Genomic DNA, 25,789 nt, shown 5'->3' on the forward strand with positions numbered 1-25,789 from the left:
AAACACACTCAAAAAATTAATGATCGGCAAAAACGGCCGATAACAAAACTATCGAGCATTTTGCCAGAGCTGAGCGTCGACCGAGAAAAATGTCAGACATTCAACCCATCATCACAGGCTTTATCTCGCCCTACGGCGATTACAGCCTGCGAAACTCCCAAGCACTGAGCGGCGTCAGCCACCTGTGGCAGGATTTTTTTGCCCGGGCCCTCGCTGATCAGTCGAAGGAAGATGTGCTCCCCGCTTCGCTGGATTTCCCCGCGGTCGACCTCGACAGCCCGGTCGAACCTACCGTGGGCAGCGACCTGTTGGCACATATCGTTTCCCAGCGCGAATGTAACGTGCAGGACCATGTAGTACGCCCGCCCGAGCCACTGTTCCTGCCAATCGCCGAGTTCGAGCTGGACCTGGTCGACAAGCCCTTCCCGCCGTTCCCGGAAGAAGAAATCGTCGCCCAGCAGAAACAGCAGGACTTCGAAAGTGCCTGGGTTCGGCCGATCGTGCTCAATGCTGGCCAGCCATTGCCAGACGCTGGCCCGGCGCCACAACCGCGCCCGCTGCACCTGCCCATCGCCGAATTCGAACTTGATCTGCTGGACAAGCCCTTCCCGCCTTTCTCGCCCGAAGAGCTGGTGGATCAGCAGAAAAACTTCGACTTCGACATCGGCTGGGCTCGCCCGATCATCCTGCACAACCTGCGCATCGCCGCCTGACCGTCAGCGGCACACCGACCACGGCCCGACATCCACATGAAAGTGATTGTGATGGGCGGCGTTGTAATCCGGACTCAAGACCACACTGAACAGCCCACAGCCGCCATCGCGAACCTGGCGTAAAAACTGCGCGTCGCGATTATCTCGTGGCCAGTCCTTGAGCACACTGATCGTTCGCCCATCTGCCAGGCGAAAACCGGCGATGTCCAGCGCATCGGCGGACGCATGCTGGCTGCGCCTGGCATTCTCGCGCCCGTAGACGTTGCGACAGGCGAAGCTGCCCAGATGATCGACCCGCGCCACCGCCTGCCCATAGATCGCCTGAGCTGCAGGCTGAAGGGCATGGCGCTCGAACAGTGCGAAGGTCACGGCCAATGGGCAACTGGCGAGGAAACTGCTGCTCAACGCGACCTCGCCGCCCTGTATGCGCAAGGTATTAAGCAGCGGGCAGGTCGCGTCGGGGCTATCGGCCTGGCGTTTCACGCGCAAGCCGGAAGTGGCCAGGGCCTGGTCACACAGCTGGGCATCGGCGCGCAAGCGCATGAGTTTGTAGCGCGTGAGGACATTGGGCGCAGCGGCAACGTCCAGCGGCGCCCAGGGGTTCCATTGCGGCGGTACTGCGATCCAGCCACGCCACACGCCCGCAGCGGTTGAGCCGATGATCAACAGCAGGAACAACAGCCACCAGCGCAACCGCATCGTCAGCCCTTGAACAATTGATTGGCCTGGGCGTACGGCATGGACCTTGCGGTGAAGCCAAACGTGCCGGCCTCCTTGATCTCCCGCGCCGCACGGAAAAACTCGCCATAGGCCGCCAGAGCCAGCGCCGAACCGACGCTGATGCGCCTGACGCCCATGTCGTTCAATTGCGCGACCGTCAACTTGAGGCCACCGGACATCAGCACATTGACCGGCTTGGGCGCGACTGCACGAACCACCGCCAAGACCTCCTCGGCACTGCGTAACCCAGGCGCATACAGCACGTCAGCGCCCGCTTCTGAAAACGCCTGCAGACGGTGGATCGTGTCCGCCAGGTCCGGATTACCGTGCAGGAAGTTTTCCGCCCGGGCCGTCAGCGTGAAGTCAAAGGGCAAGCTGCGAGCGGCTGATACTGCCGCTTCGATCCGCGCCACGGCATGTTCGAAACAATAGATCGGCGCGTCATCGCGGCCCGTCGCGTCTTCAATCGAGCCGCCAACAGCCCCGGCCTCTGCCGCGCGCAGAATACTTTGCGCACAAGCGGCGGGATCATCGGCAAAGCCGTTCTCCAGATCGACCGCCACTGGCAGGTCCGAGGCCGCGACGATCGCCCGGACATTGGCCAGGGTGTCATCCAGGCTCAGTCCGCCGTCCGGGCGAGCGCTGGAGAAGGCATAACCGGCGCTGGTGGTGGCCAGGGCCTGGAACCCCAGGCTGGCGAGCATTTTCGCCGAACCGGCGTCCCACGGATTGGGAATCACGAACGCCTCGTCGCGTTCATGCAGCGCTTTGAACGCCTGGGCTCGAAGGGTTTGCGCATCCATTGGCAGGCTCCTGGAAAAGACGACTCACGCCTCAGAGCAAACCAAGTTGTTCGGCGGCGGGCTCTCTGTATAGCTCAGGCAGCGCCGGCAGGCCAGGTAAACGCAGCATCAGTTGAGTGTGGAAACGTTGCGCGAGTTTCGCCGCCAGCAGGTTGTCGGCGGTGTGCAGGAAGATATAAGGCGTGCGGCCCTCCTCGATCCACTGCGCAATTTTTTCCACCCAGGGCACCAGGAACGGATCATTCGCTTCCAGCTGTGGATGACCAATGAAGCGCACCTGTGGGCACTGTGTGAACGCCGCCGGGCGAGTCGCCACGTTGGGCTTCTTAGCCTGGGCGTCGAGCACGGCAGGATCGGTGGAGGTGCAACTGAACAGTGCCCGTGGATCGAGGCAGATACGTTCGATGCCACGATCGCGCAACAATCGATTGAGAATGCGTTCGCTATCGCCCTTGGCGAAGAACTCCCGATGGCGCACCTCCACCGCCAGTGGCCGCTCCAACGCATCAATGAAACCGGCCAGTTCGGGCAGGCGTTGCGGTGTGAAGCTTTTCGGCAGTTGCAGCCACAGTGGCGAGACTCGTTCACCCAAGGGGCTGAGCAGTTGCAGGAAAGTCTCGGCCGCAGTCAGCTGTTCACGCAGGTCGCCGTTGTGGCTGATGTCGCCGGGGAATTTGGCAGTAAAGCGAAAGTGCTCGGGCATGGTGTCGGCCCAGCGCTGCACAGTACTGGCAGCCGGACTCGCGTAGAAGGTTGTATTGCCTTCAACCGCATTGAACACCTGGGAATAAAGCGACAGGAACTCGGCAGGACGGGCATCTTGCGGATAGAAGTAATCGCGCCAGGCGTTTTCACTCCAGGACGGACAACCGAGGTAATACGGCAGCCGCATCAGATGTACAGGTCGAGGCCCAGCACGTCTGCATCCCAATCGACGAAACCGGCAGTGCTGAGGTAGCTGGCCAGGGCCATTGCGACGCTCTTGCTCATGGCGCGATGGTAGATCATGTCCTGCTGACGCGCCGGAAGATTACCCAGTCGTTGCGCGCAAGCTTTGGCGACGCGGGCGGCCACTTGCTCTTCGGATGGATATTCCAGCTCACCGTCGATATCGACCGGCTCGTCCTGCACCACAGTGCTCTTACGCTGTTGGCGCTTGATGGGGTAGGACTGAGAGGAAAAGCCGTCTATACGCATAAAGTCATGCCCGGTATCGATGATGGCAGTTTAATGGCGCGTAGCGCTCTTCGCAAACTGCCGAGTGATAACTAGAACACAAAAAAGGAAAAAGGTTTAAAAATGGAAGCTGGGAACTGACGATTGGCTGTGTCTGTGAGGCCGTCTTCGCGGGCAAGCCCGCTCCCACAGGAGCCATGTCGCACACAAGTTCAGTGACAACTCGCAATCTGTGGGAGCGGGCTTGCTCGCGGAGAAACCACCGCGATTCAAGCTTATCTTGCTTTAGGCGTCGCCACTTTATCGCGCAAATAAACAGGCTGCGCCTCATCCGCCACGATGGCTTCACCGCGCGCCCAGGCAAATCTGGCCAGCGTCAGCAGGTCTTCAGCGTGGGGCAACATGCCCGCATCCTGCCCGCTCGGATTGACGGCTATGCGCTCGGCATAGCCCCAACCGGTACCCGCACCGAACCACTCGCCGCTGGCATCGGCAGGCAACGCTGCCGCTTCCGGCGCCAGCACCGCTTCGGCACCGACCAGGCGCATCTCCCCCGCCGTCTCGCGGTAGCAACCCCAATACACTTCATCCATGCGCGCGTCGATAGCGGCAGCCACCTGGCTCACGCCATGCTCGCGCAAGGCCCGCTGCGCCAGCACTGCCAGGTTGGATACCGGCAGTACCGGGCGATCCAGGGCAAAGGCCAGGCCCTGGACCACGCCGATGGCGATCCGCACGCCGGTAAATGCTCCCGGCCCCCGGCCAAATGCGATGGCGTCGACCGCCTGCAGCGTGGTCCCGGCGTCTGCCAGCAACTGCTGAATCATCGGCAACAGCTTTTGCGCGTGCAGGCGCGGGATCACCTCGTAATGGCTCGTGACCTTGCCGTCATGCAGCAAGGCAACAGAGCAGGCTTCAGTCGCGGTGTCCAGGGCCAGCAAGGTGCTCATCGATGTTTCCGTAAGAGAGTCAGAAAAAGTGCGCCAGTATAAACAACTACGGCCCGCAAGCGGGCCGTAGAAAATCAAACGCAGATCAGCTCAGGGCTTCAAGCACCTTGCCGGTGATCGCTTCGACCGAGCCGACGCCAGCAATGTGGCTGTACTTCGGCTTGCCCTCGGTTTCAGCCGACAGCTTCTGGTAGAAAGCCACCAGTGGTTTGGTCTGGGAATGGTAGACCGACAGGCGATGACGAACGGTTTCTTCAGTGTCGTCCTTGCGCTGCACCAGGTCTTCACCGGTGATGTCGTCTTTACCGGCAACTTTCGGCGGATTGTAGACGGTGTGGTAGACGCGGCCGCTGGCCTCGTGAACACGGCGACCGGCGATGCGCTGAACGATTTCTTCGTCGTCAACGGCGATCTCGACCACGTGATCCAGCTCCACGCCGGCTTTGACCAGCGCTTCAGCCTGAGGAATGGTGCGCGGGAAACCGTCGAACAGGAATCCGTTGGTGCAGTCAGACTGGCTGATGCGTTCCTTGACCAGGTTGATGATCAGGTCGTCGGAGACCAGACCGCCGCTGTCCATGACGCTCTTGGCGATCAGGCCCAGCTCGGTGCCAGCCTTGACCGCTGCACGCAGCATGTCGCCAGTGGAGATTTGCGGAATGCCGAATTTCTCGGTGATGAACTTCGCCTGAGTACCTTTACCGGCCCCGGGAGCTCCCAGCAGAATGACGCGCATCGATGTGCTCCTCAATTTTTTATATGGATAACGTCAGATTCGCCTCATGGGGCCAATCTCAAAAATAGGGTCGTGACCGCCCAAACGGCCAAAGGCTGCTCAAGATACACAGCAGTTCCTGCCCACACAAGCCGCCGAAAGTCGGAGAAACCCGCGCCTTGCGTGACTTTGCGACGGGGTACCCCAAGTCGCAACCCCATCACTAACTGTCGCCTGACCGCACTTTCGCTCGACTGGGCGGCAGGCATCCGCCACCCGCTGCAGGTGCCGGACGCCACCGCAAAATGTTAGCCGGTGTTACGCAAACCAGCGGCAATCCCCGCCACAGACACCAGCAGCGCCTGTTCTACCGGGCTGCCTTGAGTGACTTCCTGCTGTCGGGAGCGCGCCAGCAACTCCGCCTGTAATAGATGAAGCGGGTCGAGGTAGGTGTTGCGCAAGCGAATGAATTCGAGGGTGGCCGGGCTATGCGCCAGCAGTTGGGACTGACCGGTCAGCCCCAGGACCACCGCGCAGGCCTGCGACAATAGGTCGCGTAAATGCGCACCTAATGGCAGCAGATCCGGCTCCACCAGACGCTCGTCGTAAGACCGGGCGATGTCCGCATCGGCCTTGGCCAGGACCATCTCCAGCATATCGATGCGCGTGCGGAAGAACGGCCATTGCTCGCGCATCTGCCCCAGCAACTCACCTTCGCCGCGCTCCAGCGCCTTGCTCAGTGCCGCTTCCCAGCCGAGCCAGGCTGGCAACATCAGACGGGTCTGGGTCCAGCCGAAGATCCACGGAATCGCCCGCAGGCTTTCAATACCACCCGCACGTCGCTTGGCCGGGCGACTGCCCAACGGCAGGCGACCGAGCTCCTGCTCCGGGGTGGACTGGCGGAAATACTCGACGAACTGCGGATTTTCCCGCACCACTGCGCGATAGGCTTTCACGCCATCAGCGGCCAGTTCGTCCATCAGATCGCGCCAGGCCGGCTCCGGCGGTGGCGGTGGCAACAACGTTGCCTCCAGCACGGCCGCCAGGTAGAGGTTGAGGTTCTGTTCGGCGATATCCGGCAGGCCGAATTTGAAGCGGATCATTTCCCCCTGCTCGGTGGTGCGGAACCGCCCCGCCACCGAACCCGGCGGCTGCGACAGAATTGCTGCGTGAGCAGGACCGCCGCCACGTCCAACGGTGCCACCGCGGCCGTGGAACAACAGCAGTTCCACCTGCTGCTCGCGGCAAATATCGACCAGGCGTTCCTGCGCGCGATACTGCGCCCAGGCGGCCGCCGTGGTGCCGGCATCCTTGGCCGAGTCGGAGTAGCCAATCATGACTTCCTGCGGGCCGTGCAGGCGTGAACGATAGCCTGGCAGGAGCAACAGTTTTTCGATCACCGGGCCGGCGTTATCCAGGTCGGCGAGCGTCTCGAACAGCGGCACTACACGCATCGGCCGCAATACCCCGGCCTCCTTGAGCAGCAGCTGCACGGCCAGCACGTCCGAGGCGGCGCCGGCCATGGAGATCACATACGAGCCCAGCGAAGCGCCCGGCGCGGCGGCGATTTCCCGGCACGTGGCCAGTAATTCGGCGGTGTCGGCCGATGGCTTGAAGTACGCCGGCAGCAATGGCCGGCGGTTGCCCAGCTCGCGCATCAGGAAGTCGATGCGCTCTTCTTCAGTCCAGTCCTCGTAGCGCCCCAGGCCCAGGTAATCGGTGATTTCGGTCATGGCCGACGAATGCCGCGAGGAGTCCTGGCGTACATCCAGGCGTACCAGGAACAGCCCGAACGTCACCGCTCGGCGTAGACAATCGAGGAGCGGTCCATCGGCAATCACGCCCATGCCGCACTCGTGCAGCGACTGATAACACAGCTGCAGCGGACCCAGCAGGTCGCGATTGTCCTGCAGCACATCAGCCGTTGCCGGCGTGCTGGCTGTCAGGGATGCATGCGCCCAGTTACGCGTTGCCCGCAGACGTTCACGCAGTTGCTTGAGCACCGCGCGGTAAGGTTCGGCACTGTCGCCGGCCTTCGCCTTGAGCGCGTCGCTGGCCTGCTGCATCGACAGCTCCGCTGCCAGTTGATCGATGTCACGAACGTACAGATCCGCCGCCATCCAGCGCGCCAGCAGCAGCACTTCGCGGGTGACCGCCGCCGTGACATTCGGGTTGCCGTCGCGATCGCCGCCCATCCAGGAAGCAAAGCGAATCGGCGCAGCTTCCAGCGCAAGGTGCAGGCCGGTGGCGTCGTGCAGGGCCTTGTCGGCCTTGCGCAGATAATTGGGAATGGCTTGCCACAGCGAGTGCTCGATGACCGCAAAACCCCATTTCGCTTCGTCCACCGGGGTCGGGCGGGTGCGGCGGATTTCCTCGGTGTGCCAGGCTTCGGCGATCAGGCGTTGCAATTTGACCTGGATCTGCTCGCGCTCGGCGCCGGTCAGGTCGCGATGATCCTGAGCCGCCAACTGCTCGGCGATGGCGTCGTATTTCTGGATCAGGGTACGGCGTGCCACCTCCGTCGGGTGCGCGGTCAGCACCAGCTCGATCTCCAGCCGCCCCAACTGCCGCGCCAGCGCTTCGGCGCCATGACCTTCGGCCCGTAAGCGAGCGAGCAACTCCGGCAATACCCGGGCCTCAAAAGGTGCCGGTTGGGATTCCTCGCGTCGGTGGATCAGTTGGTACTGCTCGGCGATATTGGCCAGGTTGAGAAACTGGTTGAACGCCCGCGCAACCGGGAGCAATTCATCTTCGCTCAACTGGTTGAGGCTGGCGCTCAGCTCGGCGTCCATCGAACCGCGCCGGTCGGCCTTGGCCCCCTTGCGAATCTGCTCGATCTTGTCGAGAAAGCCGTCGCCATACTGCTCGCGAATGGTGTTGCCCAACAGCTCACCCAGCAGGTGAACATCCTCGCGCAAGCGTGCATCAATATCGGTCATCAGCAGTTCTCCAGCAAAAAATCCGGGGGCCAGGAACCTCAAGAGTGCCGCTCCAGACTGTTTCTGACAAGCAGACGACGAAGGGACTGTAAACCTTTGGGGTTGAAGCTAGTCTGAAGAGTAAGCCGTACAACGGCTTGCCGCCCCTCACCGGCGGATACTCTCCGGCCTGCCACGAGCAGGCGCGCAATGAGGTTGTCATGAAAATTCGCGAGCTCGCCCAGCATTGGGAAGAAAATGCCAAAGGTCGCCTGACCGACACCGGTTACAAGATCCACCTGGACATGGAAGCGGCTGCCAGACTGGCAGCCATCACCGAAATGTACCCCAAGCGCCAGCCCGAAGAACTGCTCGGGGAGCTGATCGGCGCCGCGCTGGAGGAGCTTGAGAAAAGCTTCCCGTATGTGAAGGGCTCGACCGTCGTGGCAACCGACGAAGAAGGCGATCCATTGTACGAAGACGTCGGCCCGACCCCACGTTTCCTGGCGCTGTCGCGCAGGTATTTGCATGATCTGGCGAGCGGTGGCGACGAGTCCAAACACTGATCATCGCTCCCGAGAGTGCAGGTGATCCCTGTGGGAGCGGGCTTGCTCGCTCCCACATTAGCCCGCGAATACCCTGCGCCCCCCCACAAAGTTCCACCTCCAAAACCATGACCAATCGGTCAGATATTTTTTCCGGCGATTGGCCATCTCTTCTGAACTTTTGAAAAAGCGCTCGGGTCGTACCCAGTAACCACGCCTGGGACGGCCGTTTCAAAACGCCTCCTAACATCGACGGTACGGCTCCATGCCCAGGATGGATTTTTCAAGTTTTTCAGGAGCATTTCCAATGGAGTTGAAGACCATGAAGACCAGCATCGCCCAATCCTCGTCTACTCACCTGCGCGGTCTGAAAATGGCTGCACTGGCTATCGGCACCAGCTTCGTTCTGGCCGGTTGCGCAGGCAATCCGCCGACCGAGCAGTTCGCCGTGACTGAATCGGCCGTCAATAGCGCCGTCAGCGCCGGCGGTACCGAATTCGCAGCCGTGGAAATGAAATCGGCTCAGGACAAGCTCAAGCAGGCCGAGCTGGCCATGCATGACAAGAAGTACGACGAAGCCAAGGTTCTGGCTGAACAAGCCGAGTGGGACGCCCGTGTAGCGGAACGCAAAGCGCAGGCAATGAAGGCCGAACAGGCAGTCAAGGACTCTCAGAAAGGTGTTCAGGAACTGCGTCAGGAAAGCCAGCGCACCGTGCAGTAAGCGCGCATCCAGACCCCAGACCTGAAGCTCTAATCGATAGAAAGGACGACTTATTATGCGTAAACAATTGATGATCCCCGCTCTCCTGGCCGCAAGCGTTGCACTGGCAGCCTGCTCCACTCCGCCTAACGCGAACCTGGAAAACGCCCGCACCAACTACACCGGCCTGCAAACCAACCCGCAGGCCAGTAAAGTAGCGGCGCTGGAAACCAAGGAAGCCAGTGACTACCTGGACAAGGCAGACAAGGCTTACCTGAACAAGGAAGACCAGTCGAAAGTCGATCAGCTGGCTTACCTGACCAACCAGCGCGTCGAAGTGGCGAAGCAGACGATTGCCCTGCGCACCGCGGAAGCCAACCTGAAAAACGCTTCGGCCCAACGTGCCCAGGCTCGTCTGGATGCCCGTGACGCGCAGATCAAACAGCTGCAGGACAGCCTGAACGCCAAGCAGACCGATCGCGGTACGCTGGTGACCTTCGGTGACGTGCTGTTCGCCACCGACCGTGCCGACCTGAAATCCAGCGGCCTGGTCAACATCAACAAACTGGCTCAGTTCCTCCAGGAAAACCCGGACCGTAAAGTGATCGTCGAAGGCTACACCGACAGCACCGGTACCGCGTCGCATAACCAGTCGCTGTCCGAGCGCCGTGCGGCTTCCGTGCGCACTGCCCTGGTGAAAATGGGCGTTGATCCAGCGCGCATCGTTGCTCAGGGTTATGGCAAGGAATACCCGGTTGCCGAAAACGGCAACGCTTCGGGCCGTGCCATGAACCGTCGTGTTGAAGTGACCATTTCCAATGACAACCAGCCGGTCATGCCGCGCTCGGCCGTCAGCGCGAACTAAGCTTCACGCAGTGACACAAAAGCCCCGCCTGATCTGATCAGGCGGGGCTTTTTGTTGAAGATCAAAAGATCAAAAGATCAAAAGATCGCAGCCTGCGGCAGCTCCTACGGGGTTGTTGCAGCTGGCGAGGGCGTCAGGGTTCGAGCTTTTGCGGAGTTTCCCCGCCCACACAACGCACTGCCTTCTTCTTGTTATCCACCAGCACGCCGGTCAGGCCTTTCTGCTCGGTGTCGAACATCACCAGCACGCCATCGATGCACTGGGCCACTTGCGCGGCCGGCTGCAGGGAAATCTTGTAGTCTTCGCCGGGCACGGTCTTGAGCATGGTGAACTCGCTCAGCAGCAGTGCATCCTCGGGTTTGGCGAAGTGCAGGTAGCCGTACCACCACAGGGCACCCACAGTGCCGAGGATGCTGCAGATACCGGTGATGATCAGCGGGATAGCGTTACGTTCTTCACTCATTACGGACTCTCTGGTGGTTCATCTTCAGAATTCGGGGGCGCCGGGTAATTCGGGATTTCGCCCAAGCGGCGCAGGCCGTCGAAATGTTGCGGATCGTCAAGGTAGCGCAGCATGACCTTGCGCCAGACCGGGTCGGCAAAGGTCTGCACATGCCCACCCCGGGTCAGTTGCAGCACCCGCGGCGGCGGCGCAGCTTGATACAGACGGATGCCATTGGAAAGAGGCACGATCGGATCGTCGATGCTGTGGTAAATCAATTTGGGCACGCCATCGAGCTGCGCCATGGAGTTGATCGCGCTGTCGCCGTCCGGCACCAGCCAGGACAACGGCACCTGCAAGGGCCAGGTCAGCCAGGAACTGCTCAGGGCAAAGCGCCCGACGCTGCGGTAGCTGGCCGGCACACCGTCGAGCACAAACGCCTTGAGCTGCTTCTGCCGCTCCGGGTGCTGGACCAGGTAATGCACCGCCATTGAACCACCGAGGCTCTGCCCTAAAAGGATCAACGGCTTACCCTGGACCTCAGGCGCCTGGTCAAGCCATTTGAAGGCGGCGTCGATGTCCTGGTAGATCGCCGGCAGGCTCGGTTCGCCTTCGGAAAGGCCATAGCCGCGATAGTCCAGCAGCAATACCTGATACCCCTCTTGCGGTAACCACCAGCTGCCTCCGAGGTGCATGGGCAAATTGCCGCCATTGCCGTGCAGATGGAGCACCGTGCCCTTGACCTCGACGCCTTGCTTCGCCGGAAGCCACCAGGCATTCAGCTTGAGGCCATCGGCAGTGACCAGGGTGACTTCACGGTAGTCGAGCTTGGCTTTTGCCGGGGTGAACAATTGGCCCGGTTCGGGATAAAACAGCAGCGAACTGCAACCGCCCAGGCTCAGGAGAAGGCAAAGGATCCCGAGGATTCTCATCCGTTGAAACCTCGCAAATACGGGTTGAAATACGACTTCGTGGAAAATGAATAACCTGTGGGAGCGGGCTTGCCCGCGATAGCGGTGTGTCATACAACTTAGATGTGAACGTTAGACTGCTATCGCGGGCAAGCCCGCTCCCACAGGGTTGGTGTTGTACTTAAAGAATATTGGAATAATCCGCTTCAATCCGGTCCAGGCTCAAGTGATTGAGGAAGTTGGAGAAGCACATCCAGGCAGACAACGCGTTCATGTCACGGAACTGCTCCGGCAGATATTTGGGCGGCACCACCAGCCCTTCATCCACCAGCTGACGCAACGTCCGCATGTCTTCCAGGGTGGTCTTGCCGCAGAACAGCAAGGGCACCTGCTCAAGCTTGCCTTTACGCACGGCCAACTGAATGTAGTTGTAAACCATGATAAAGCCCTTGAGATAGGACAAGTCTTTGGTGAATGGCAGGCCGGTCGGCACCGAGCCGCGGAAGACCCGGCTGGCGTTGCCGTAGCTTTCGGCCATTTCGAAGCCTTGCTCGCGGAAAAACTCGAATACCTGCAGGAAGTCGGCACCCTCCTCCACCATGTGGATGGCACGAGTGCGGTTGGTCAGTTTGCGCAGGCGACTCGGGTAGGAGGCGAAGGTGATGATCTCCATGAGAATCGCCAGGCCTTCCTGGGTCACGGTCGATGACGGCGGGCCCTTGGAGAGGAAGGTGCAGATCGGCTGGTTCAGGCCATTGAGGGTGGTGCCGACATGCACCAGCCCTTCATGGACTTCCAGCGCGCGCACGTCGCGCTCGTTGAACATCGCGTCGGTGCGGATCTTTATGTAATCCGCGCCGGCCGCCGCGTCCGCGACAATGCCATCGGACTCGAACACCCTGATGGTTTCCTCGGCCTCGCCGAACACTTTGCTAAGGCGGGTTTGCAGCAGGTTTACGGCGTCCTTGGCGGTAAGGATTTTCGGCTCGTCCTTGAGATCGCCACGACCGTCGATGTTGTTCAGGTAGTCCGACAGCATCAAGCCAAGGTCGGACAGGGTCGGGTCGCCGGCGTGAAACGCATCGGAGGCAGCGCCATAGAGCTCCTGGGAAATCAACCCGAAGTCCTCGGTACCGCGGGCTTCCAGCATGCGCACCACCATGCGGTATTCCTTGCACATGCGCCGCATGATCTGGCCGACCGGGTTGAACTGGCCCAGTTGCCGGGTGATGTCGCGTTCGATGTTCTGGAATTCCAGTTTCACTTTGCTGGAGTCGAAAGACAGCGGCCGATTGAGGTAGTAATCACGGTCTACCGCCGGCATCTCCTTGCCCTTGGCCTTGAGGAAACCCTTGCGGATGCCCTCGTCCCACTTCACCGCGTCGAGGACACGAATCGGTGTCTGCGCCAGCACAATTCGATCGGACAAAATGCGTATCGTCTGCTGGTAATCGTCCACCCGAAACTCCTGTAGTAAAACCGTTAGTGCTGGGTTTATTTAGCGTTGGCCAAGCGCTGGTAGCGCACGGCTTCGACAAACACGTCGGAGTTGGCCGGGTTGTCGAGGTAGGCAAACACCTCGGGCATGCTGTTGTTGATCAGTACGCCATCGCCATCATCCGTCTGGAAGCCTTGGCCGTTGAGGGTTTTCTGCCCCATGGCCTGGTTTATCTGATCCAGGTCGAGGTTGTAGACCACCAGTTCGCGCTCCTCGTTGAGTTCAAAGCCGGCGATGAGGAAGTGGCCGCCAAATTGTGCCGGCACCTTCGCCGACAGGTACCAGCGATCACCATGGCGCGACACGGTAAACGGATAGGCCTCGCGCGCCTTGGGCCTGGCCTTGAAGTAGCTGACCGCCCGGTAACGATTGTTGCCGATGCGCGTCAGCTCCAGGTTCATGGGTTCGCCCCATGCATTGGTGCTGGTCCATTTGCCCAACAGCCCCTTGGGCGCGGGATCACTCTGGGGCAAAGGCTCCTTGAAGGACACCAGGCAGCCACTGAGCAACAGAAACGACAAGGCGATCACAACGACACGCCAGGTTTTCATTCAATACTCCCTATGAAATCACACCACCGAGCCCCGGGGGATCACGTTACACCGATGCCAACACCAGGTGCATGTAACGGTTGAGGATACCGAGCATTTCAGCCTCTGAGTCAGGCTCGGCATCGTTCAGCAGGCCCTGATATTCCATCCGTCCGATAATCGCCGTCAACACCTTGGCGTCCTGTTGTGGCTCGCGGGACCCCAATACCTGAAACAGCTGACAGCTGCCCTGCAGCAGAATCTGCTGATGCGAGCGCACCAGTTCCGCCAGCCGCGGGTTCAGCAGTGCCTCCTGGCGGAACGCCTGTTCGGCCATCAGGTGCTCGCGACGATTGACCAGTTGGCGATGCACATAGTCGGCCATCAGGCGCGCAATATCGTCGGCCAGTTGCGAGCGCGACTCCGGGCTGCCGTCGCCACTGACCACCATCTCGCGCAGCAGCCCCTCATTGTTCACCCACAACTTGCCCATGAAGGCAGCGCTGCGCTCCACGTACTGGGCGAAGGTATCGGTGAGCAGGTCATCGATGTCCTTGAAATAGTAGGTCGTCGCCGACAATGGCACGGCCGCTTCAGCCGCCACTGCGCGATGACGCACGGCCCGCACGCCATCACGCACCACAATGCGCATCGCTGCATCGAGAATGTCCTGTCGACGCTGTTCGCTGCCCTGTCGGCTGGCCTTGCGGCCCTGGTACTGAACACTTTCAGCGACCGCAGTGGCGATACCCGCTGCACCTTCTTGAGCCATTGCACGATTCACGACAGGTCTTTCCTCTCAGATGAAAGCAATAAATTGATACGTTTGTACCAGACAGGCAATAAAAAGCCGCCCTGGTAGGCGGCTTTTTGATTAAAACACTTACGCTTGCGGCCGCATGTGCGGGAACAGGATCACGTCGCGGATGGACGGGGAGTTGGTCAGCAGCATCACCAGGCGGTCGATGCCGATACCTTCACCCGCCGTTGGCGGCATGCCGTACTCCAGCGCACGAACGAAATCGGCGTCGTAGTGCATGGCTTCGTCGTCGCCGGCGTCCTTGTCGGCCACCTGCGCCATGAAACGCTCGGCCTGGTCTTCCGCGTCGTTCAACTCGGAGTAGGCGTTGGCGATTTCACGGCCGCCGATGAACAGCTCGAAACGGTCAGTGACGTTCGGGTTGTCGTCGTTGCGACGGGCCAGCGGCGACACTTCGAACGGGTATTGGGTAATGAAGTGTGGCTGCTCCAGCTTGTGCTCGACCAGCTCTTCGAAAATCATCACCTGCAGCTTGCCCAGGCCTTCGAAGCCCAACACCTTGGCGCCGGCTTTCTTGGCGATGGCACGGGCCTTGTCGATGTCGTTCAGGTCGTCAGCAGTCAGCTCAGGGTTGTACTTGAGGATCGAGTCGAACACGGACAGGCGCGCGAACGGCTCGCCGAAGTGGAACACCTTGTCGCCATAAGGCACGTCGGTACTGCCCAGGACCAGCTGTGCCAGTTCGCGGAACAGTTCTTCGGTCAGGTCCATGTTGTCTTCGTAGTCGGCGTACGCCTGGTAGAACTCCAACATGGTGAATTCAGGGTTGTGACGGGTCGAGACGCCTTCGTTACGGAAGTTGCGGTTGATCTCGAAGACCTTCTCGAAACCGCCAACCACCAGACGCTTGAGGTACAGTTCCGGCGCGATGCGCAGGTACATGTCCATGTCGAGGGCGTTGTGGTGGGTTTCGAACGGTTTGGCCGCCGCGCCGCCCGGGATGGTCTGCAGCATCGGCGTTTCGACTTCGAGGAAGTCGCGCTTCATCAGGAAGCTGCGGATGTGGGCGATGACTTGCGAGCGAATGCGGAACGTCTGGCGCACGTCTTCGTTGACGATCAGGTCAACGTAGCGCTGACGGTAGCGCGACTCGGTGTCGGTCAGGCCGTGGTGCTTATCCGGCAGCGGGCGCAGGGATTTGGTCAGCAGGCGCACGTTGGTCATTTCGACGTACAGGTCGCCCTTGCCGGAACGCGCCAGGGTGCCTTCGGCGGCAATGATGTCGCCCAGGTCCCAGGTCTTGACTGCGGCCAGGGTGTCTTCAGACAAGGTTTTGCGGTTGACGTAGACCTGGATGCGCCCGGACATGTCCTGGATCACCATGAACGAGCCACGGTTGAGCATGATGCGACCGGCAACCTTGACCGGGATTGCAGCCTCTGCGAGCTCTTCCTTGGTCTTGTCCGCGTACTGTTTCTGCAAGTCTTCGCAGTAGTTGTCGCGGCGGAAGTCATTCGGGAAGGCATTGCCCTTGGCGCGCTCGGCGGCCAGCTTTTCCTTGCGCAGGGCGATCAGGGAGTTTTCTTCCTGTTGCAGGGCTTGCGGGTCGAGTTCTAGGTCGCTCATGTCTTTAAGTATTCCATCAGGTTCATGGTCCACAGCCTGCGGCTGGGGATCGCGGGCAAGTCGGATCGCCGCACCGCCGCTCCCAGAGGAGCCGCGTTTTTTCAGGCGATCCCGTATTGCACGTGTTACAGGCCTTGTTTCAGGCTCGCTACCAGGTATTCGTCGATGTCGCCGTCGAGCACCTTGTCGCAGTCGCTGCGTTCGATGTTAGTGCGCAAATCCTTGATTCGCGACGCATCCAGAACGTAGGAGCGAATCTGGTGACCCCAGCCGATGTCCGACTTGGTGTCTTCCAGGGCTTGCGAGGCAGCGTTGCGTTTCTGCACTTCCTGCTCGTACAAGCGCGCCCGCAGCATTTTCATCGCGGTGTCTTTGTTCGCATGCTGGGAACGTTCGTTCTGGCAGCTGACCACGGTGTTGGACGGTACGTGGGTAATACGTACGGCCGAGTCGGTGGTGTTTACGTGCTGACCACCGGCACCGGAGGAGCGGTAGGTATCGATGCGCAGGTCCGACGGGTTGATGTCGATTTCGATGTTGTCATCGATTTCCGGCGAAACGAAAACGGCCGAGAACGAGGTGTGGCGACGGTTGCCGGAGTCGAAAGGACTCTTGCGCACCAGACGATGCACGCCGATTTCGGTACGCAGCCAGCCAAAGGCGTATTCGCCCTTGATATGCACGGTTGCGCCCTTGATCCCGGCGACTTCACCGGCGGACAGCTCCATGATGGTCGCGTCGAAACCGCGTTTGTCAGCCCAACGCAGGTACATGCGCAGCAGGATGTTGGCCCAGTCCTGGGCCTCGGTACCACCCGAGCCGGCCTGGATGTCCAGGTAGGCGTTGTTGGCATCCATCTCACCGCTGAACATGCGGCGGAATTCGAGTTTTTCCAGGGACTCGCGCAGGCGTTCGACTTCGGCGGCAACGTCATCGACGGCGGCCTGGTCTTCCTCCTCGGCGGACATCAACAGCAGGTCCTTGGCATCAGCCAGGCCCGAGTGCATCTCATCGAGGGTTTCTACGATCTGCGCCAGCAGGGAGCGCTCGCGCCCCAGTTCCTGGGCGTAGGCAGGGTTGTTCCAGACACTCGGATCTTCAAGCTCGCGATTGACTTCGGTCAGACGCTCATGCTTTTGATCGTAGTCAAAGATACCCCCGAATAGTTTCGGAGCGCTCGGACAGGTCCTTGATGCTGTTAAGGATCGGGTTGATTTCCATGGCGGGCAGCACTCGTTGGCGAACTTTTGAAAGCCGGCGAGTATACCGTAATCAGGCTGTCACGGCAGCCCGCCTGGCGGCTTTAGGGGTGAATGATTTGCCCTGCTTGTCCCCGTGGGAGCGGGCTTGGTCCCACATTACGAGATACCCACCTGATTGCGCCCATTGTGCTTGGCCTGGTACAGCCCCTTGTCCGCCGCCAGGATCAGCTGCCGGCAGTCGCTGCCGTGCTCCGGCGTGATCGTCGACAAGCCGATGCTGATGGTCAGGCTGGAGCCTTCGGCCGGTGCAATGTGCGGGATTTTCAGGGCCGCAACGGTCTGGCGCAGTTTTTCCGCGACCAGCCGGGCGCCGCCGGGTGAGGTGTTGGGCAGCACCAGGGCAAATTCCTCGCCACCGTAGCGGGCCGGCAGGTCGGACGGCCGGGAGCTTGCATCGCGGATCGCCAGGGCGACCTTGCGCAGGGCCTCGTCACCTTCGAGGTGGCCGAAGTTGTCGTTGTAGGATTTGAAGTAGTCGACGTCGATCATCAGCAACGACAACTGAGTCTGGTCACGCACCGACCTTCTCCATTCCAGCTCCAGGTACTCATCGAAATGCCGGCGGTTGGAAAGCCCCGTCAGGCCATCGGAGTTCATCAGGCGTTGCAGCACCAGATTGGTGTCGAGCAACTGCTGCTGGCTCACGCGCAAGGCCCGATAAGCCGCGTCCCGTTGCAGCAGGGTCTTGTAGGACCGCGAGTGGTAACGAATGCGCGCCACCAGCTCGATGTTGTCCGGCAGCTTGACCAGATAATCATTGGCACCGGCGGCAAACGCCGCGCTCTTGATCAACGGGTCTTCCTTGGTCGACAGGACGATGATCGGAATGTCCTTGGTCGCCGGGTGATTGCGGTATTCACGCACCAGGCTCAGGCCATCGAGGCCGGGCATCACCAGGTCCTGCAGGATGACGGTAGGCTTGATGCGCATCGCCTGGGCAATGGCCTGGTGCGGGTCGGCACAAAAGTGGAAGTCGATGTTTTCTTCGTGCGACAAGCCGCGTCGCACTGCCTCGCCGATCATCGCCTGATCGTCCACCAGCAACACCATGGCGGCGTTTTCATCGGTCTTGAAGTCGTCGAGCTGTAAATCATTCATGTGCGATCACCTGAGTACTGCCTGGGCCCGGAATGCGGATGAAGGTCTTCATTTGGTGAAAATCTCCAGCAATCGGGGCGCTATCTTTTCCAGCGAACGGATTTCCACCGCCGCGTCGATGGCCGCAGCCGCCTTGGGCATGCCGTACACCGCACTGCTTTGCTGGTCCTGCGCAATCGTCAGGTAGCCCTGCTGACGCATGAGTTTAAGCCCCTGTGCGCCATCGCGCCCCATGCCTGTAAGCAAAACCCCGACCGCATCGCCATTCCAGTAACTGGCCACGCTTTCGAAAAACACATCGATCGAGGGCCGATAGATCTCGTTGACCGGTTCGGCGGTATACGCCAGGGTGCCGTTCTTCAACAAGCGAATATGATGGTTGGTGCCGGCCAACAGCACTGTGCCGCTTTGCGGTGGCTCGCCTTCCTGGGCCAGGCGCACGTTGAGGCCGCTGGCACTGCTGAGCCACTCGGCCATACCGGCGGCGAACACCTGGTCGACATGCTGGACCAGCACGATGGCCGCCGAAAAATCCCGCGGCAGGCCCTTGAGCAGCACTTCCAGCGCCGCGGGCCCGCCAGCGGAAGAACCTATGGCGATCAGCCGCTGGCGCGACCCGGAGGTGCGCAACGTGTTGGGGGCCGGGCGCTCGCGGTTGCCCTTGTCGCCAATCAGCCAGCCGATGTTCATGATCTTGCGCAGCAAAGGCGCAGCGGCCTCCTGGGCGTTGCCGGCCCCGAGCGCCGGGGTGTCGACGACGTCAAGCGCGCCGTGCCCCATGGCCTCGAACACCCGATGCACATTCTGCTGGCGGTCGACGGTGACGATCACGATGGCGCAGGGAGTCTCGGCCATGATCCGGCGAGTGGCCTCGACGCCATCCATGACCGGCATGATCAGGTCCATCAGGATCAGGTCAGGCGTCTGCTCGGCACAGCGCTGCACGGCCTCGGCGCCATTGCCGGCGACCCAGATCACCTGGTGCGCCGGATCGAAGGCCACGGCGCGGCGCAGGGCCTCTACCGCCATGGGCATGTCGTTGACGATTGCGATTTTCATGCCCGTGCTCCTCCGATGAGCTCAACCACTGCATCAAGCAGGGCATCGTCATGAAAACTGGCTTTGGCTAGATAATAGTCGGCGCCAGCGTCCAGTCCACGTCGGCGATCCTCTTCGCGATCCTTGTAGGAAACCACCATCACCGGCAGCGATTGCAGGCGGTTGTCGCGCCGCAACAAAGACACCAGCTCGATGCCGTCCATGCGCGGCATGTCAATGTCAGTAATCAGCAGATCGAAATCCTCCGAGCGCAGGGCATTCCAGCCATCCATGCCATCGACCGCGACGGCGACATCGTAACCACGATTGAGCAACAACTTGCGCTGCAATTCGCGCACGGTCAGGGAGTCGTCGACCACCAGGATACGCTTGCGAGCGGCCTCCACGACCTGATTACCCTGGCGCGCGATCCGCTCCAGGCGCCCGGTATTGAGCAGTTTGTCCACGGATCGCAGCATGTCTTCGACGTCGACGATCAGTACTACCGAACCGTCATCGAGCAGGGCTCCGGCGGAAATATCCTGCACTTTCCCCAGACGTTCATCCAGCGGCAAGACTACCAGCGTCCGTTCGCCGATGAACCGCTCCACGGCCACCCCATAAATGGCATCGCGCTCACGGATCACAACGACCTTTAGCGTCTCCTGGCCGCCCTGGCTGGCCGGGCGCTGCAACAGTTGGCTGGCCGCCACCAGGCCGACGTGCCGGCCTTCGTACCAGAAGTGCTGGCGACCCTCGACCTGGACGATATCCGCGGGTTCGAGGTCGCACATGCGCTCGATGTGCGCCAGCGGAAAGGCATACGCCTCGTCACCGACTTCCACCACCAGGCTACGCACCACGGACAACGTCAGCGGCACTTCAAGATGGAAGTGACTGCCCTCGCCCGCCGTCTGCTCCAGCACCACCGCGCCGTGTAACTGGCGGACCATGTGCTGCACCGCGTCCAGCCCGACACCGCGACCGGAGACTTCGGTAACCTTGTCGCGCAGGCTGAAGCCCGGCAGGAACAGGAACGTCAGCAGCTCCTCTTCGCTCAACTGCGCGGCGGTCTCGGCCGGGGACAGATGGCGCTCGATGATGCTGCGCCGGACTTTCTCCAGGTCGACGCCGTTACCGTCATCGCTGAGTTCCAGCACCAGCAGGCCGGCCTGGTGGGAGGCGCGCAGGCGGATCAAACCTTCAGCGGGCTTACCCGCCAGCACGCGCTGCTCGGGGGTTTCGATGCCATGGTCCACAGCGTTGCGCAACAGGTGCGTCAGCGGCGCTTCGAGCTTTTCCAGCACATCACGGTCGACCTGGGTCTTCTCCCCTTCGATCTCCAGACGCACCTGTTTGCCCAGGCTGCGGCCAAGGTCGCGGACCATCCGCGCCTGTCCGGCCAGTACATCAGCGAACGGGCGCATGCGACAGGCCAGCGCGGTGTCGTACAACACCTGGGCGCGCTGGCTGGCCTGCCAGGCAAACTCGTCCAGTTCGGCGTTTTTCCCCACCAGCAGTTGCTGGGATTCGGCCAGGAGCCGGCGAGCATCGTCGAGGGCTTCCTGGGCTTCCAGGCTCAAGGTCTGATCCTTGAGAAGCGCATTGAGATTTTCCAGGGCGCGCAAGCCGTTGCCCTGCACGCGCTTGAGGCGTTGCATGGTGGCCAGGTGCGGCTTCAGGCGCAGGGTTTCCACCAGGGACTTGCTCGACAGGTCGAGCAGGCTGTTCAAGCGTTCCGCCGTGACCCGCAGGACCCGCTCGCCAGTATCGGTGGTGCGGCGGTTTTTCACCGGGGGGTCAGCGGGAGCAACAGGCAGTGGCTCGATCACCGGAACCGGCACCTCAATCACCGGCGCCAGCGCTACGGGTTCCGGCTCGGCCATGAACGGCGCAATGGGCGTACTGATCGGGGCCGCGAGCGCCATGGGATCGAGCAACAGCCCCATCAGTGCAACATAAGCTTCAATGTCCGCAATGCCCGGTGCGTTATCGGGCGTGGCGATGCGCATCAACAGGTCAGTGCCTTGCAGCAAGGCGTCGATGTGCTCGGGGCGCAAGTACAGGCGGCCCTCCTGGGCGCTGACCAGGCAGTCTTCCATCACGTGCGCCACGCTGACCCCGGCATCAACGCCGACGATCCGCGCCGCGCCCTTGAGCGAGTGGGCGGCGCGCATGCACGACTCCAGGTGATCGGCCTGGGTCGGGTCGCGTTCAAGTGCCAGCAGGCCAGTGCTGAGTACCTGGGTCTGGGCTTCGGCCTCCAGGCTGAACAGTTCCAGCAGCGAGGCATCGCGCATCTGTTCGGGGGTCATGTCAGGCTCCGGGTCACCGCAGACAGCAATTGTTCTTCATCCAGCCAACGCAGGCTGCGGCCCTTGAACTGCAAGACGCCATGGGTGTATTTGCTGCTGGCCTGGGTGCCGGAACGGGACGCCGCTTCCAGGACCCGCTCGTCGATGGCATGGATGCCGTCCACTTCGTCCACCTGCACCACCACCGGCCCACCGTGCGCGGCGATGATCAACATGCGCGGCATGGTGCGCGCGCCGGGGACAGCAACAGCGGCAGCGTCGAGCCCGAGCAACTCCACCAGCGACAGGCACGCCACCAGCGCGCCGCGTACATTCGCCACGCCCAGCAAAGCCCGGGAACGCTGATGCGGCAATGAGTGAATTGCCTGCAACGGAGCCACCTCCACCAGAGTGCGAGTGGCCAGCCCCAGCCATTCTTCGCCGAGGCGAAACATCAGCAGCGAACGTGTTTTGACGTCGCTCTCGACGCTGCTGGAAACCTGTCCGCGATCCTCCTGCTGCAGCGCGTAACGGTCGAGCAAGCGCGTAACGGTCGAGCAAGCGCGTAGCGGCAGCGGAATACACCGCACAATTGCGGCAATGTATATGCTCGCTCAGCAGCGGGCAGGACTTGTCACCGTGGACCCCGATGCGGTTCCAGCAGTCGTCGATGGCCTGGGCATCTGCATGAGTGACGCTCAAGGTGTCGGAGGCGTTCATCGTTTACGCTCACTGTCAGCGGCCCGCTCGCTGCGCGCGGCGCGGTCCTGCAATCGTTTGGCACCCGCCGTGTCGCCCTGGGATTGCAGTAAGGCCGCCAGGTGCATCAACGCGTCGGGATGTTGCGGTTCAAGGTACAACGCCTTGCGATAGAAGCCCTGGGCCTCCAGGGCGCTGCCGGCTATGTCACTGAGCAATCCCAGCCAGTAGAACACCTGCGCCACCGGTTCGTGGCTGCGCAGGTAACTCTCGCATGCAGCGCGGGCCTCGGCGCTTTTGCCCTCGTTGGCCAGCGCGGCGATGTTCACCAACAAAGCGGCGGCGTCCGGCGGCGGTGTTTTTACCGCCCGCGGCGCGGGAGCCACGGCTGCAAAGGGTCGGGGACGCGCTGGCGCCATGGGGCGCACCGGCTGGGGCTGGGGCTGCAGGATTGGCAGGACGGTTGGCAGGAAAGCCGTAACCGGCTCGGGCGCCGCCTGGCGACTGAACGCAAAAGACTGCGGGATGCCGATCGAGCGCATACCAAAACGTCCCAGCAGACTGCCTTCGGCGGGGCCGATGAACAGCACGCCGTCGACGTGGGTCAGGCGTTTGAGCACTTCGAAGACCTGCTGCTGGGTCGGCAGGTCGAAATAGATCAGCAGGTTGCGGCAGAACACGAAATCGTAGGCAGGCTCGTTGGCCAGCAGGGTCGGATCGAGCAGATTGCCGACCTGCAGCCGAACCTGGTCCAGGACTCGCTCGTCAAGGCGATAGCCCTCGTTTTCAGCGGTGAAATAGCGCTCGCGAAACTCGATGTCCTGGCCGCGAAACGAATTCTTGCCATACACCGCGCGCCGGGCTTTCTCCACCGACAGTGGGCTGACATCCATGCCCTCGACCTTGAACTGATGCGGCTTGAGGCCGGCGTCGAGCAGCGCCATGGCAATCGAGTACGGCTCCTCGCCAGTTGAGCAAGGCAGGCTGAGAATCCGCAGGGCGCGCAGGTTGTTGATCTGCGCCAGGCGAGTGGCCGCCAGCTTCGCCAGGGTGGCAAAGGATTCCGGGTAACGGAAGAACCAGGTCTCAGGCACGATCACGGCTTCGATCAGCGCCTGCTGCTCGTCCCGCGAGCCCTGAAGGCGGTGCCAGTAGTCGTCGGCGGTCAGCGCATGATTGGCGGTGCTGCGTTGGCGCACGGCGCGCTCGATGATGGCTGGCCCCACCGATGTCACGTCGAGGCCGATGCGTTCCTTGAGGAAGTCGAAAAACCGCTGATCGCTGCTCATGACCGCTCCTCAAGCAGCGCCGGGTCCAGAGGCTGGGCCGGAAACAGCAGCGCGCGCACCGAGTCGTCCAGCAGGTCGGCGATCCGTATCCATTGCAGCAAACCCTGGGCATCTTCGCGCACAGGCCCGAGGTACGGCGCCTGGCGATTGTCCAGGCCATATGGCTGGAACTGCGAAGGATGGCAGCGCAGGGTGTCGGTGGCCTGCTCGAGGATCAGCCCGAGCAGTTGCGCCGGCGCGGTCTCATCAGCACGGTAGTGCACCAGCACCAGCCGCGTACTGGTACGTGCCTGTGCCGGTCGGCCGAAGGTCAGCGCGCTGAGATCGATCACCGGCACGACCGCGCCACGATAGGCAAACACTCCGGCCACCCAGGCCGGCGCCTTGGCAATTGGCTTTAGCGGCACGCGCGGCAGTACTTCCGCCACGTCGATCGCTTGTAAGGCATAGCGCTCGTCGCCGATGCGAAACACCAGAAACAAGGACTGCTTTGCCGGCGCCACGGCGGCGCGTCTGCCTGCGAGTTCGCTCATCAGACTTTGAATCGCGATACGCCGCCACGCAAGCCCACAGCCACCTGGCTCAGTTCGTCAATGGCGAAACTGGCCTGGCGCAGAGACTCGACTGTCTGGCTGCTGGCATCACCCAGCTGTACCAGCGCATGGTTGATCTGCTCCGCGCCGGTGGCCTGAGCCTGCATGCCTTCGTTGACCATCAGCACCCGAGGCGCCAGCGCCTGGACCTGATGGATGATCTGCGACAGCTGTTCGCCGACCTGCTGCACCTCGGACATGCCGCGGCGCACTTCCTCGGAGAACTTGTCCATGCCCATGACACCCGCCGACACCGCCGACTGGATCTCGCGCACCATTTGCTCGATGTCGTAAGTGGCCACGGCAGTCTGGTCCGCCAGGCGCCGGACTTCGGTGGCAACCACGGCAAACCCGCGGCCGTATTCCCCGGCTTTTTCCGCTTCGATGGCGGCGTTGAGCGACAGCAGGTTGGTCTGGTCGGCCACCTTGACGATGGTCACCACCACCTGGTTGATGTTGCCGGCTTTCTCATTGAGGATCGCCAGCTTGGCGTTGACCAGGTCGGCAGCCCCCATCACCGAATGCATGGTGTCTTCCATACGCGCCAGGCCTTGCTGGCCAGAACCCGCCGCCACCGAGGCCTGGTCGGCGGCGGAGGAGACTTCAGTCATGGTGCGCACCAGGTCCCGCGAGGTCGCGGCGATTTCCCGGGAAGTCGCGCCGATCTCGGTGGTGGTGGCCGCTGTTTCGGTGGCCGTGGCCTGCTGCTGCTTGGACGTGGCGGCGATCTCGGTTACCGAAGTCGTCACCTGTACCGACGAGCGCTGGGCTTGCGACACCAGCGCAGTGAGTTCGGTCATCATGTCGTTGAAGCCGGTTTCGACGGCGCCAAACTCATCCTTGCGATCCAGGTTGAGACGGCCGCTGAGGTCACCGGTGCGCATAATTTCGAGGATGTTCACGATGCGGTTCATCGGCGCCATGATGGCGCGCATCAACAGCAGGCCGCACAGGCCGGCGGCCAGCACCGCGATCAGCAGGGAGATGCCCATGATGATCTTGGCCGTGAGTACCGCGTTATCGATGGCAATGATGTCCTGGTCGGCCACGGCCTTGTTCTGGCGAATGATGTCATTGAGCTTGACCCGCCCGGCTTTCCAGGCCGGGGTCAATTGCTCGTCGAACATGCGGATCGCTTCGACTTCCTGATTGCGCTTGTGCAAGTCGAGCACCGCAGCCAGGGTGTTCTTGTAGTCCTGGTGCAGTTTTTCGAAGGTGGCGAACTCGACCTTGTCCTCATCCGTGGTGACAGTGCCGCGGTAGTTGCTCATCTGCTCCAGCAAACGGGCTTCGAAGGCATTGAACTCGGCTTCGTCCGCAGCACTGACACCCTGCCCCTCCCTGAGTCCGAGCATGTGCTGGATCTGCAGGTAACTGTCGGACCAGGCGCCGCGGATCATCGAGCTGTAATACACCCCGGGCAACGCATCTTCACGAACGCTGGCCTCACTTTCCTCGATCTTGAGCAGACGGGAATAGGAGACGATGACCATCAGCAGCATGATGGCGATGATTACCGCAAAGCTCGCCAAAATGCGTTGGCGCAACGTCCAGTTCTTCACAGTCATTCCTCGGGGCCATATCAAATGCTGCCGAGTATAGCTGAGGGCGCTGTTTCATTTATAAGACAGATGCAGACCAGTT

The 25,789-nt window shown here is 61.5% G+C and carries 24 protein-coding genes and 1 pseudogene; 4 read left to right on the plus strand and 21 right to left on the minus strand.

Annotated features, from left to right (window positions below; all coding sequences use genetic code 11):
- The first annotated feature begins 89 nt into the window (after window positions 1-89).
- Window positions 90-713: an energy transducer TonB gene (locus HYI44_RS18890; protein ID WP_225570178.1), complete on the plus strand. Its 624-nt coding sequence runs from the start codon at window positions 90-92 to the stop codon at window positions 711-713.
- A gap of 3 nt (window positions 714-716) precedes the next feature.
- Here the strand turns inward: HYI44_RS18890 and HYI44_RS18895 are convergent, their stop codons facing one another.
- The 7 genes from HYI44_RS18895 to ppc all read right to left on the minus strand — a co-directional run bounded on the left by HYI44_RS18895 (window position 717) and on the right by ppc (window position 8,016).
- The gene (locus tag HYI44_RS18895; protein ID WP_225570179.1) at window positions 717-1,412 is read right to left on the minus strand and encodes an extensin family protein; all 696 of its coding nucleotides are present in this window, start codon (window positions 1,410-1,412) and stop codon (window positions 717-719) included.
- Window positions 1,413-1,414: 2 nt separating this feature from the next.
- On the minus strand, window positions 1,415-2,236 hold the full coding sequence (locus tag HYI44_RS18900; RefSeq protein WP_225570180.1) for an isocitrate lyase/PEP mutase family protein: 822 nt from the start codon (window positions 2,234-2,236) through the stop codon (window positions 1,415-1,417).
- A 31-nt stretch (window positions 2,237-2,267) separates the two neighbouring features.
- Window positions 2,268-3,128, minus strand: coding sequence for a DUF72 domain-containing protein (locus tag HYI44_RS18905; RefSeq protein ID WP_122837672.1), 861 nt, complete (start codon window positions 3,126-3,128; stop codon window positions 2,268-2,270).
- Window positions 3,128-3,433 (minus strand): hypothetical protein, encoded by a 306-nt coding sequence (locus tag HYI44_RS18910; RefSeq protein ID WP_225570181.1) that lies wholly within the window; start codon window positions 3,431-3,433, stop codon window positions 3,128-3,130. The genes HYI44_RS18905 and HYI44_RS18910 overlap by 1 nt, the downstream gene beginning before the upstream one ends.
- Before the next feature lie 254 nt (window positions 3,434-3,687).
- Window positions 3,688-4,362, minus strand: a complete 675-nt coding sequence (gene tsaB, locus HYI44_RS18915; RefSeq protein ID WP_045060104.1) for a tRNA (adenosine(37)-N6)-threonylcarbamoyltransferase complex dimerization subunit type 1 TsaB — start codon at window positions 4,360-4,362, stop codon at window positions 3,688-3,690.
- Between the two features lie 85 nt (window positions 4,363-4,447).
- Window positions 4,448-5,098, minus strand: a complete 651-nt coding sequence (gene adk, locus HYI44_RS18920) for an adenylate kinase (protein ID WP_225570182.1) — start codon at window positions 5,096-5,098, stop codon at window positions 4,448-4,450.
- 287 nt (window positions 5,099-5,385) lie between these two features.
- Window positions 5,386-8,016 (minus strand): phosphoenolpyruvate carboxylase, encoded by a 2,631-nt coding sequence (gene ppc, locus HYI44_RS18925; RefSeq protein ID WP_225570183.1) that lies wholly within the window; start codon window positions 8,014-8,016, stop codon window positions 5,386-5,388.
- A 200-nt stretch (window positions 8,017-8,216) separates the two neighbouring features.
- On the opposite strand from ppc, the gene HYI44_RS18930 reads away from it, so the two are divergent.
- The 3 genes from HYI44_RS18930 (at window position 8,217) to HYI44_RS18940 (ending at window position 10,105) form a co-directional block, all read left to right on the plus strand.
- Window positions 8,217-8,561, plus strand: coding sequence for a pilin assembly protein (locus HYI44_RS18930; protein ID WP_122837668.1), 345 nt, complete (start codon window positions 8,217-8,219; stop codon window positions 8,559-8,561).
- A 286-nt stretch (window positions 8,562-8,847) separates the two neighbouring features.
- Window positions 8,848-9,261: a DUF4398 domain-containing protein gene (locus HYI44_RS18935; protein WP_122837667.1), complete on the plus strand. Its 414-nt coding sequence runs from the start codon at window positions 8,848-8,850 to the stop codon at window positions 9,259-9,261.
- A gap of 55 nt (window positions 9,262-9,316) precedes the next feature.
- The gene (locus HYI44_RS18940) at window positions 9,317-10,105 is read left to right on the plus strand and encodes an OmpA family protein (RefSeq protein WP_225570184.1); all 789 of its coding nucleotides are present in this window, start codon (window positions 9,317-9,319) and stop codon (window positions 10,103-10,105) included.
- A gap of 133 nt (window positions 10,106-10,238) precedes the next feature.
- Here the strand turns inward: HYI44_RS18940 and HYI44_RS18945 are convergent, their stop codons facing one another.
- The 14 genes and pseudogenes from HYI44_RS18945 to HYI44_RS19010 form a co-directional block, all read right to left on the minus strand.
- Window positions 10,239-10,568: a hypothetical protein gene (locus HYI44_RS18945; RefSeq protein WP_045060763.1), complete on the minus strand. Its 330-nt coding sequence runs from the start codon at window positions 10,566-10,568 to the stop codon at window positions 10,239-10,241.
- Window positions 10,568-11,479: an alpha/beta hydrolase gene (locus tag HYI44_RS18950; RefSeq protein WP_225570185.1), complete on the minus strand. Its 912-nt coding sequence runs from the start codon at window positions 11,477-11,479 to the stop codon at window positions 10,568-10,570. Before HYI44_RS18950 ends, HYI44_RS18945 begins: the two co-directional genes overlap by 1 nt.
- 160 nt (window positions 11,480-11,639) lie before the next feature.
- A complete protein-coding gene (locus HYI44_RS18955) occupies window positions 11,640-12,917 on the minus strand; it encodes a flavohemoglobin expression-modulating QEGLA motif protein (protein ID WP_045060765.1) in 1,278 nt (425 codons plus the stop codon).
- A 35-nt stretch (window positions 12,918-12,952) separates the two neighbouring features.
- On the minus strand, window positions 12,953-13,507 hold the full coding sequence (locus tag HYI44_RS18960) for a hypothetical protein (RefSeq protein ID WP_225570186.1): 555 nt from the start codon (window positions 13,505-13,507) through the stop codon (window positions 12,953-12,955).
- A gap of 46 nt (window positions 13,508-13,553) precedes the next feature.
- Window positions 13,554-14,270, minus strand: a complete 717-nt coding sequence (locus HYI44_RS18965) for a TetR/AcrR family transcriptional regulator (protein ID WP_225570187.1) — start codon at window positions 14,268-14,270, stop codon at window positions 13,554-13,556.
- Window positions 14,271-14,369: 99 nt separating this feature from the next.
- The gene (gene lysS, locus HYI44_RS18970) at window positions 14,370-15,872 is read right to left on the minus strand and encodes a lysine--tRNA ligase (protein WP_045060768.1); all 1,503 of its coding nucleotides are present in this window, start codon (window positions 15,870-15,872) and stop codon (window positions 14,370-14,372) included.
- A gap of 125 nt (window positions 15,873-15,997) precedes the next feature.
- A protein-coding gene (gene prfB / locus HYI44_RS18975; protein WP_122837662.1) for a peptide chain release factor 2 occupies window positions 15,998-17,093 on the minus strand; the annotation gives its coding sequence in 2 pieces (ribosomal slippage) (window positions 15,998-17,020 and window positions 17,022-17,093; 1,095 coding nt in all).
- A gap of 137 nt (window positions 17,094-17,230) precedes the next feature.
- Complete coding sequence (locus tag HYI44_RS18980) at window positions 17,231-18,232, minus strand: response regulator (protein ID WP_225570188.1); 1,002 nt, start codon at window positions 18,230-18,232, stop codon at window positions 17,231-17,233.
- Window positions 18,233-18,280: 48 nt separating this feature from the next.
- Entirely contained in the window at window positions 18,281-19,291 is a 1,011-nt protein-coding gene (locus HYI44_RS18985) for a chemotaxis response regulator protein-glutamate methylesterase (RefSeq protein ID WP_122837660.1), read from the minus strand.
- Window positions 19,288-21,585 (minus strand): hybrid sensor histidine kinase/response regulator, encoded by a 2,298-nt coding sequence (locus HYI44_RS18990; RefSeq protein WP_225570189.1) that lies wholly within the window; start codon window positions 21,583-21,585, stop codon window positions 19,288-19,290. The genes HYI44_RS18985 and HYI44_RS18990 overlap by 4 nt, the downstream gene beginning before the upstream one ends.
- Window positions 21,582-22,284: pseudogene (locus tag HYI44_RS18995) on the minus strand (chemotaxis protein CheW). Before HYI44_RS18995 ends, HYI44_RS18990 begins: the two are co-directional and overlap by 4 nt.
- Window positions 22,281-23,552 (minus strand): CheR family methyltransferase, encoded by a 1,272-nt coding sequence (locus tag HYI44_RS19000; protein WP_225570190.1) that lies wholly within the window; start codon window positions 23,550-23,552, stop codon window positions 22,281-22,283. The pseudogene HYI44_RS18995 and the gene HYI44_RS19000 overlap by 4 nt, the downstream one beginning before the upstream one ends.
- On the minus strand, window positions 23,549-24,085 hold the full coding sequence (locus tag HYI44_RS19005; protein ID WP_225570191.1) for a chemotaxis protein CheW: 537 nt from the start codon (window positions 24,083-24,085) through the stop codon (window positions 23,549-23,551). The genes HYI44_RS19000 and HYI44_RS19005 overlap by 4 nt, the downstream gene beginning before the upstream one ends.
- Window positions 24,085-25,707 (minus strand): methyl-accepting chemotaxis protein, encoded by a 1,623-nt coding sequence (locus HYI44_RS19010; protein WP_225570201.1) that lies wholly within the window; start codon window positions 25,705-25,707, stop codon window positions 24,085-24,087. The genes HYI44_RS19005 and HYI44_RS19010 overlap by 1 nt, the downstream gene beginning before the upstream one ends.
- Window positions 25,708-25,789: the final 82 nt, after the last annotated feature.

The organism is Pseudomonas sp. Y24-6 (assembly GCF_020295325.1).
GTDB classification, from domain to species: Bacteria; Pseudomonadota; Gammaproteobacteria; order Pseudomonadales; family Pseudomonadaceae; genus Aquipseudomonas; species Aquipseudomonas gregormendelii.

Coding starts and splice junctions, on each gene's coding strand:
- HYI44_RS18890 (WP_225570178.1), top strand. CDS start 90: ATGTCAGACATTCAACCCATCATCACAGGCTTTATCTCGCCCTACGGC.
- HYI44_RS18895 (WP_225570179.1), bottom strand. CDS start 1,412: ATGCGGTTGCGCTGGTGGCTGTTGTTCCTGCTGTTGATCATCGGCTCA.
- HYI44_RS18900 (WP_225570180.1), bottom strand. CDS start 2,236: ATGGATGCGCAAACCCTTCGAGCCCAGGCGTTCAAAGCGCTGCATGAA.
- HYI44_RS18905 (WP_122837672.1), bottom strand. CDS start 3,128: ATGCGGCTGCCGTATTACCTCGGTTGTCCGTCCTGGAGTGAAAACGCC.
- HYI44_RS18910 (WP_225570181.1), bottom strand. CDS start 3,433: ATGCGTATAGACGGCTTTTCCTCTCAGTCCTACCCCATCAAGCGCCAA.
- tsaB (WP_045060104.1), bottom strand. CDS start 4,362: ATGAGCACCTTGCTGGCCCTGGACACCGCGACTGAAGCCTGCTCTGTT.
- adk (WP_225570182.1), bottom strand. CDS start 5,098: ATGCGCGTCATTCTGCTGGGAGCTCCCGGGGCCGGTAAAGGTACTCAG.
- ppc (WP_225570183.1), bottom strand. CDS start 8,016: ATGACCGATATTGATGCACGCTTGCGCGAGGATGTTCACCTGCTGGGT.
- HYI44_RS18930 (WP_122837668.1), top strand. CDS start 8,217: ATGAAAATTCGCGAGCTCGCCCAGCATTGGGAAGAAAATGCCAAAGGT.
- HYI44_RS18935 (WP_122837667.1), top strand. CDS start 8,848: ATGGAGTTGAAGACCATGAAGACCAGCATCGCCCAATCCTCGTCTACT.
- HYI44_RS18940 (WP_225570184.1), top strand. CDS start 9,317: ATGCGTAAACAATTGATGATCCCCGCTCTCCTGGCCGCAAGCGTTGCA.
- HYI44_RS18945 (WP_045060763.1), bottom strand. CDS start 10,568: ATGAGTGAAGAACGTAACGCTATCCCGCTGATCATCACCGGTATCTGC.
- HYI44_RS18950 (WP_225570185.1), bottom strand. CDS start 11,479: ATGAGAATCCTCGGGATCCTTTGCCTTCTCCTGAGCCTGGGCGGTTGC.
- HYI44_RS18960 (WP_225570186.1), bottom strand. CDS start 13,507: ATGAAAACCTGGCGTGTCGTTGTGATCGCCTTGTCGTTTCTGTTGCTC.
- lysS (WP_045060768.1), bottom strand. CDS start 15,872: ATGAGCGACCTAGAACTCGACCCGCAAGCCCTGCAACAGGAAGAAAAC.
- HYI44_RS18980 (WP_225570188.1), bottom strand. CDS start 18,232: ATGAATGATTTACAGCTCGACGACTTCAAGACCGATGAAAACGCCGCC.
- HYI44_RS18985 (WP_122837660.1), bottom strand. CDS start 19,291: ATGAAAATCGCAATCGTCAACGACATGCCCATGGCGGTAGAGGCCCTG.
- HYI44_RS18990 (WP_225570189.1), bottom strand. CDS start 21,585: ATGACCCCCGAACAGATGCGCGATGCCTCGCTGCTGGAACTGTTCAGC.
- HYI44_RS19000 (WP_225570190.1), bottom strand. CDS start 23,552: ATGAGCAGCGATCAGCGGTTTTTCGACTTCCTCAAGGAACGCATCGGC.
- HYI44_RS19005 (WP_225570191.1), bottom strand. CDS start 24,085: ATGAGCGAACTCGCAGGCAGACGCGCCGCCGTGGCGCCGGCAAAGCAG.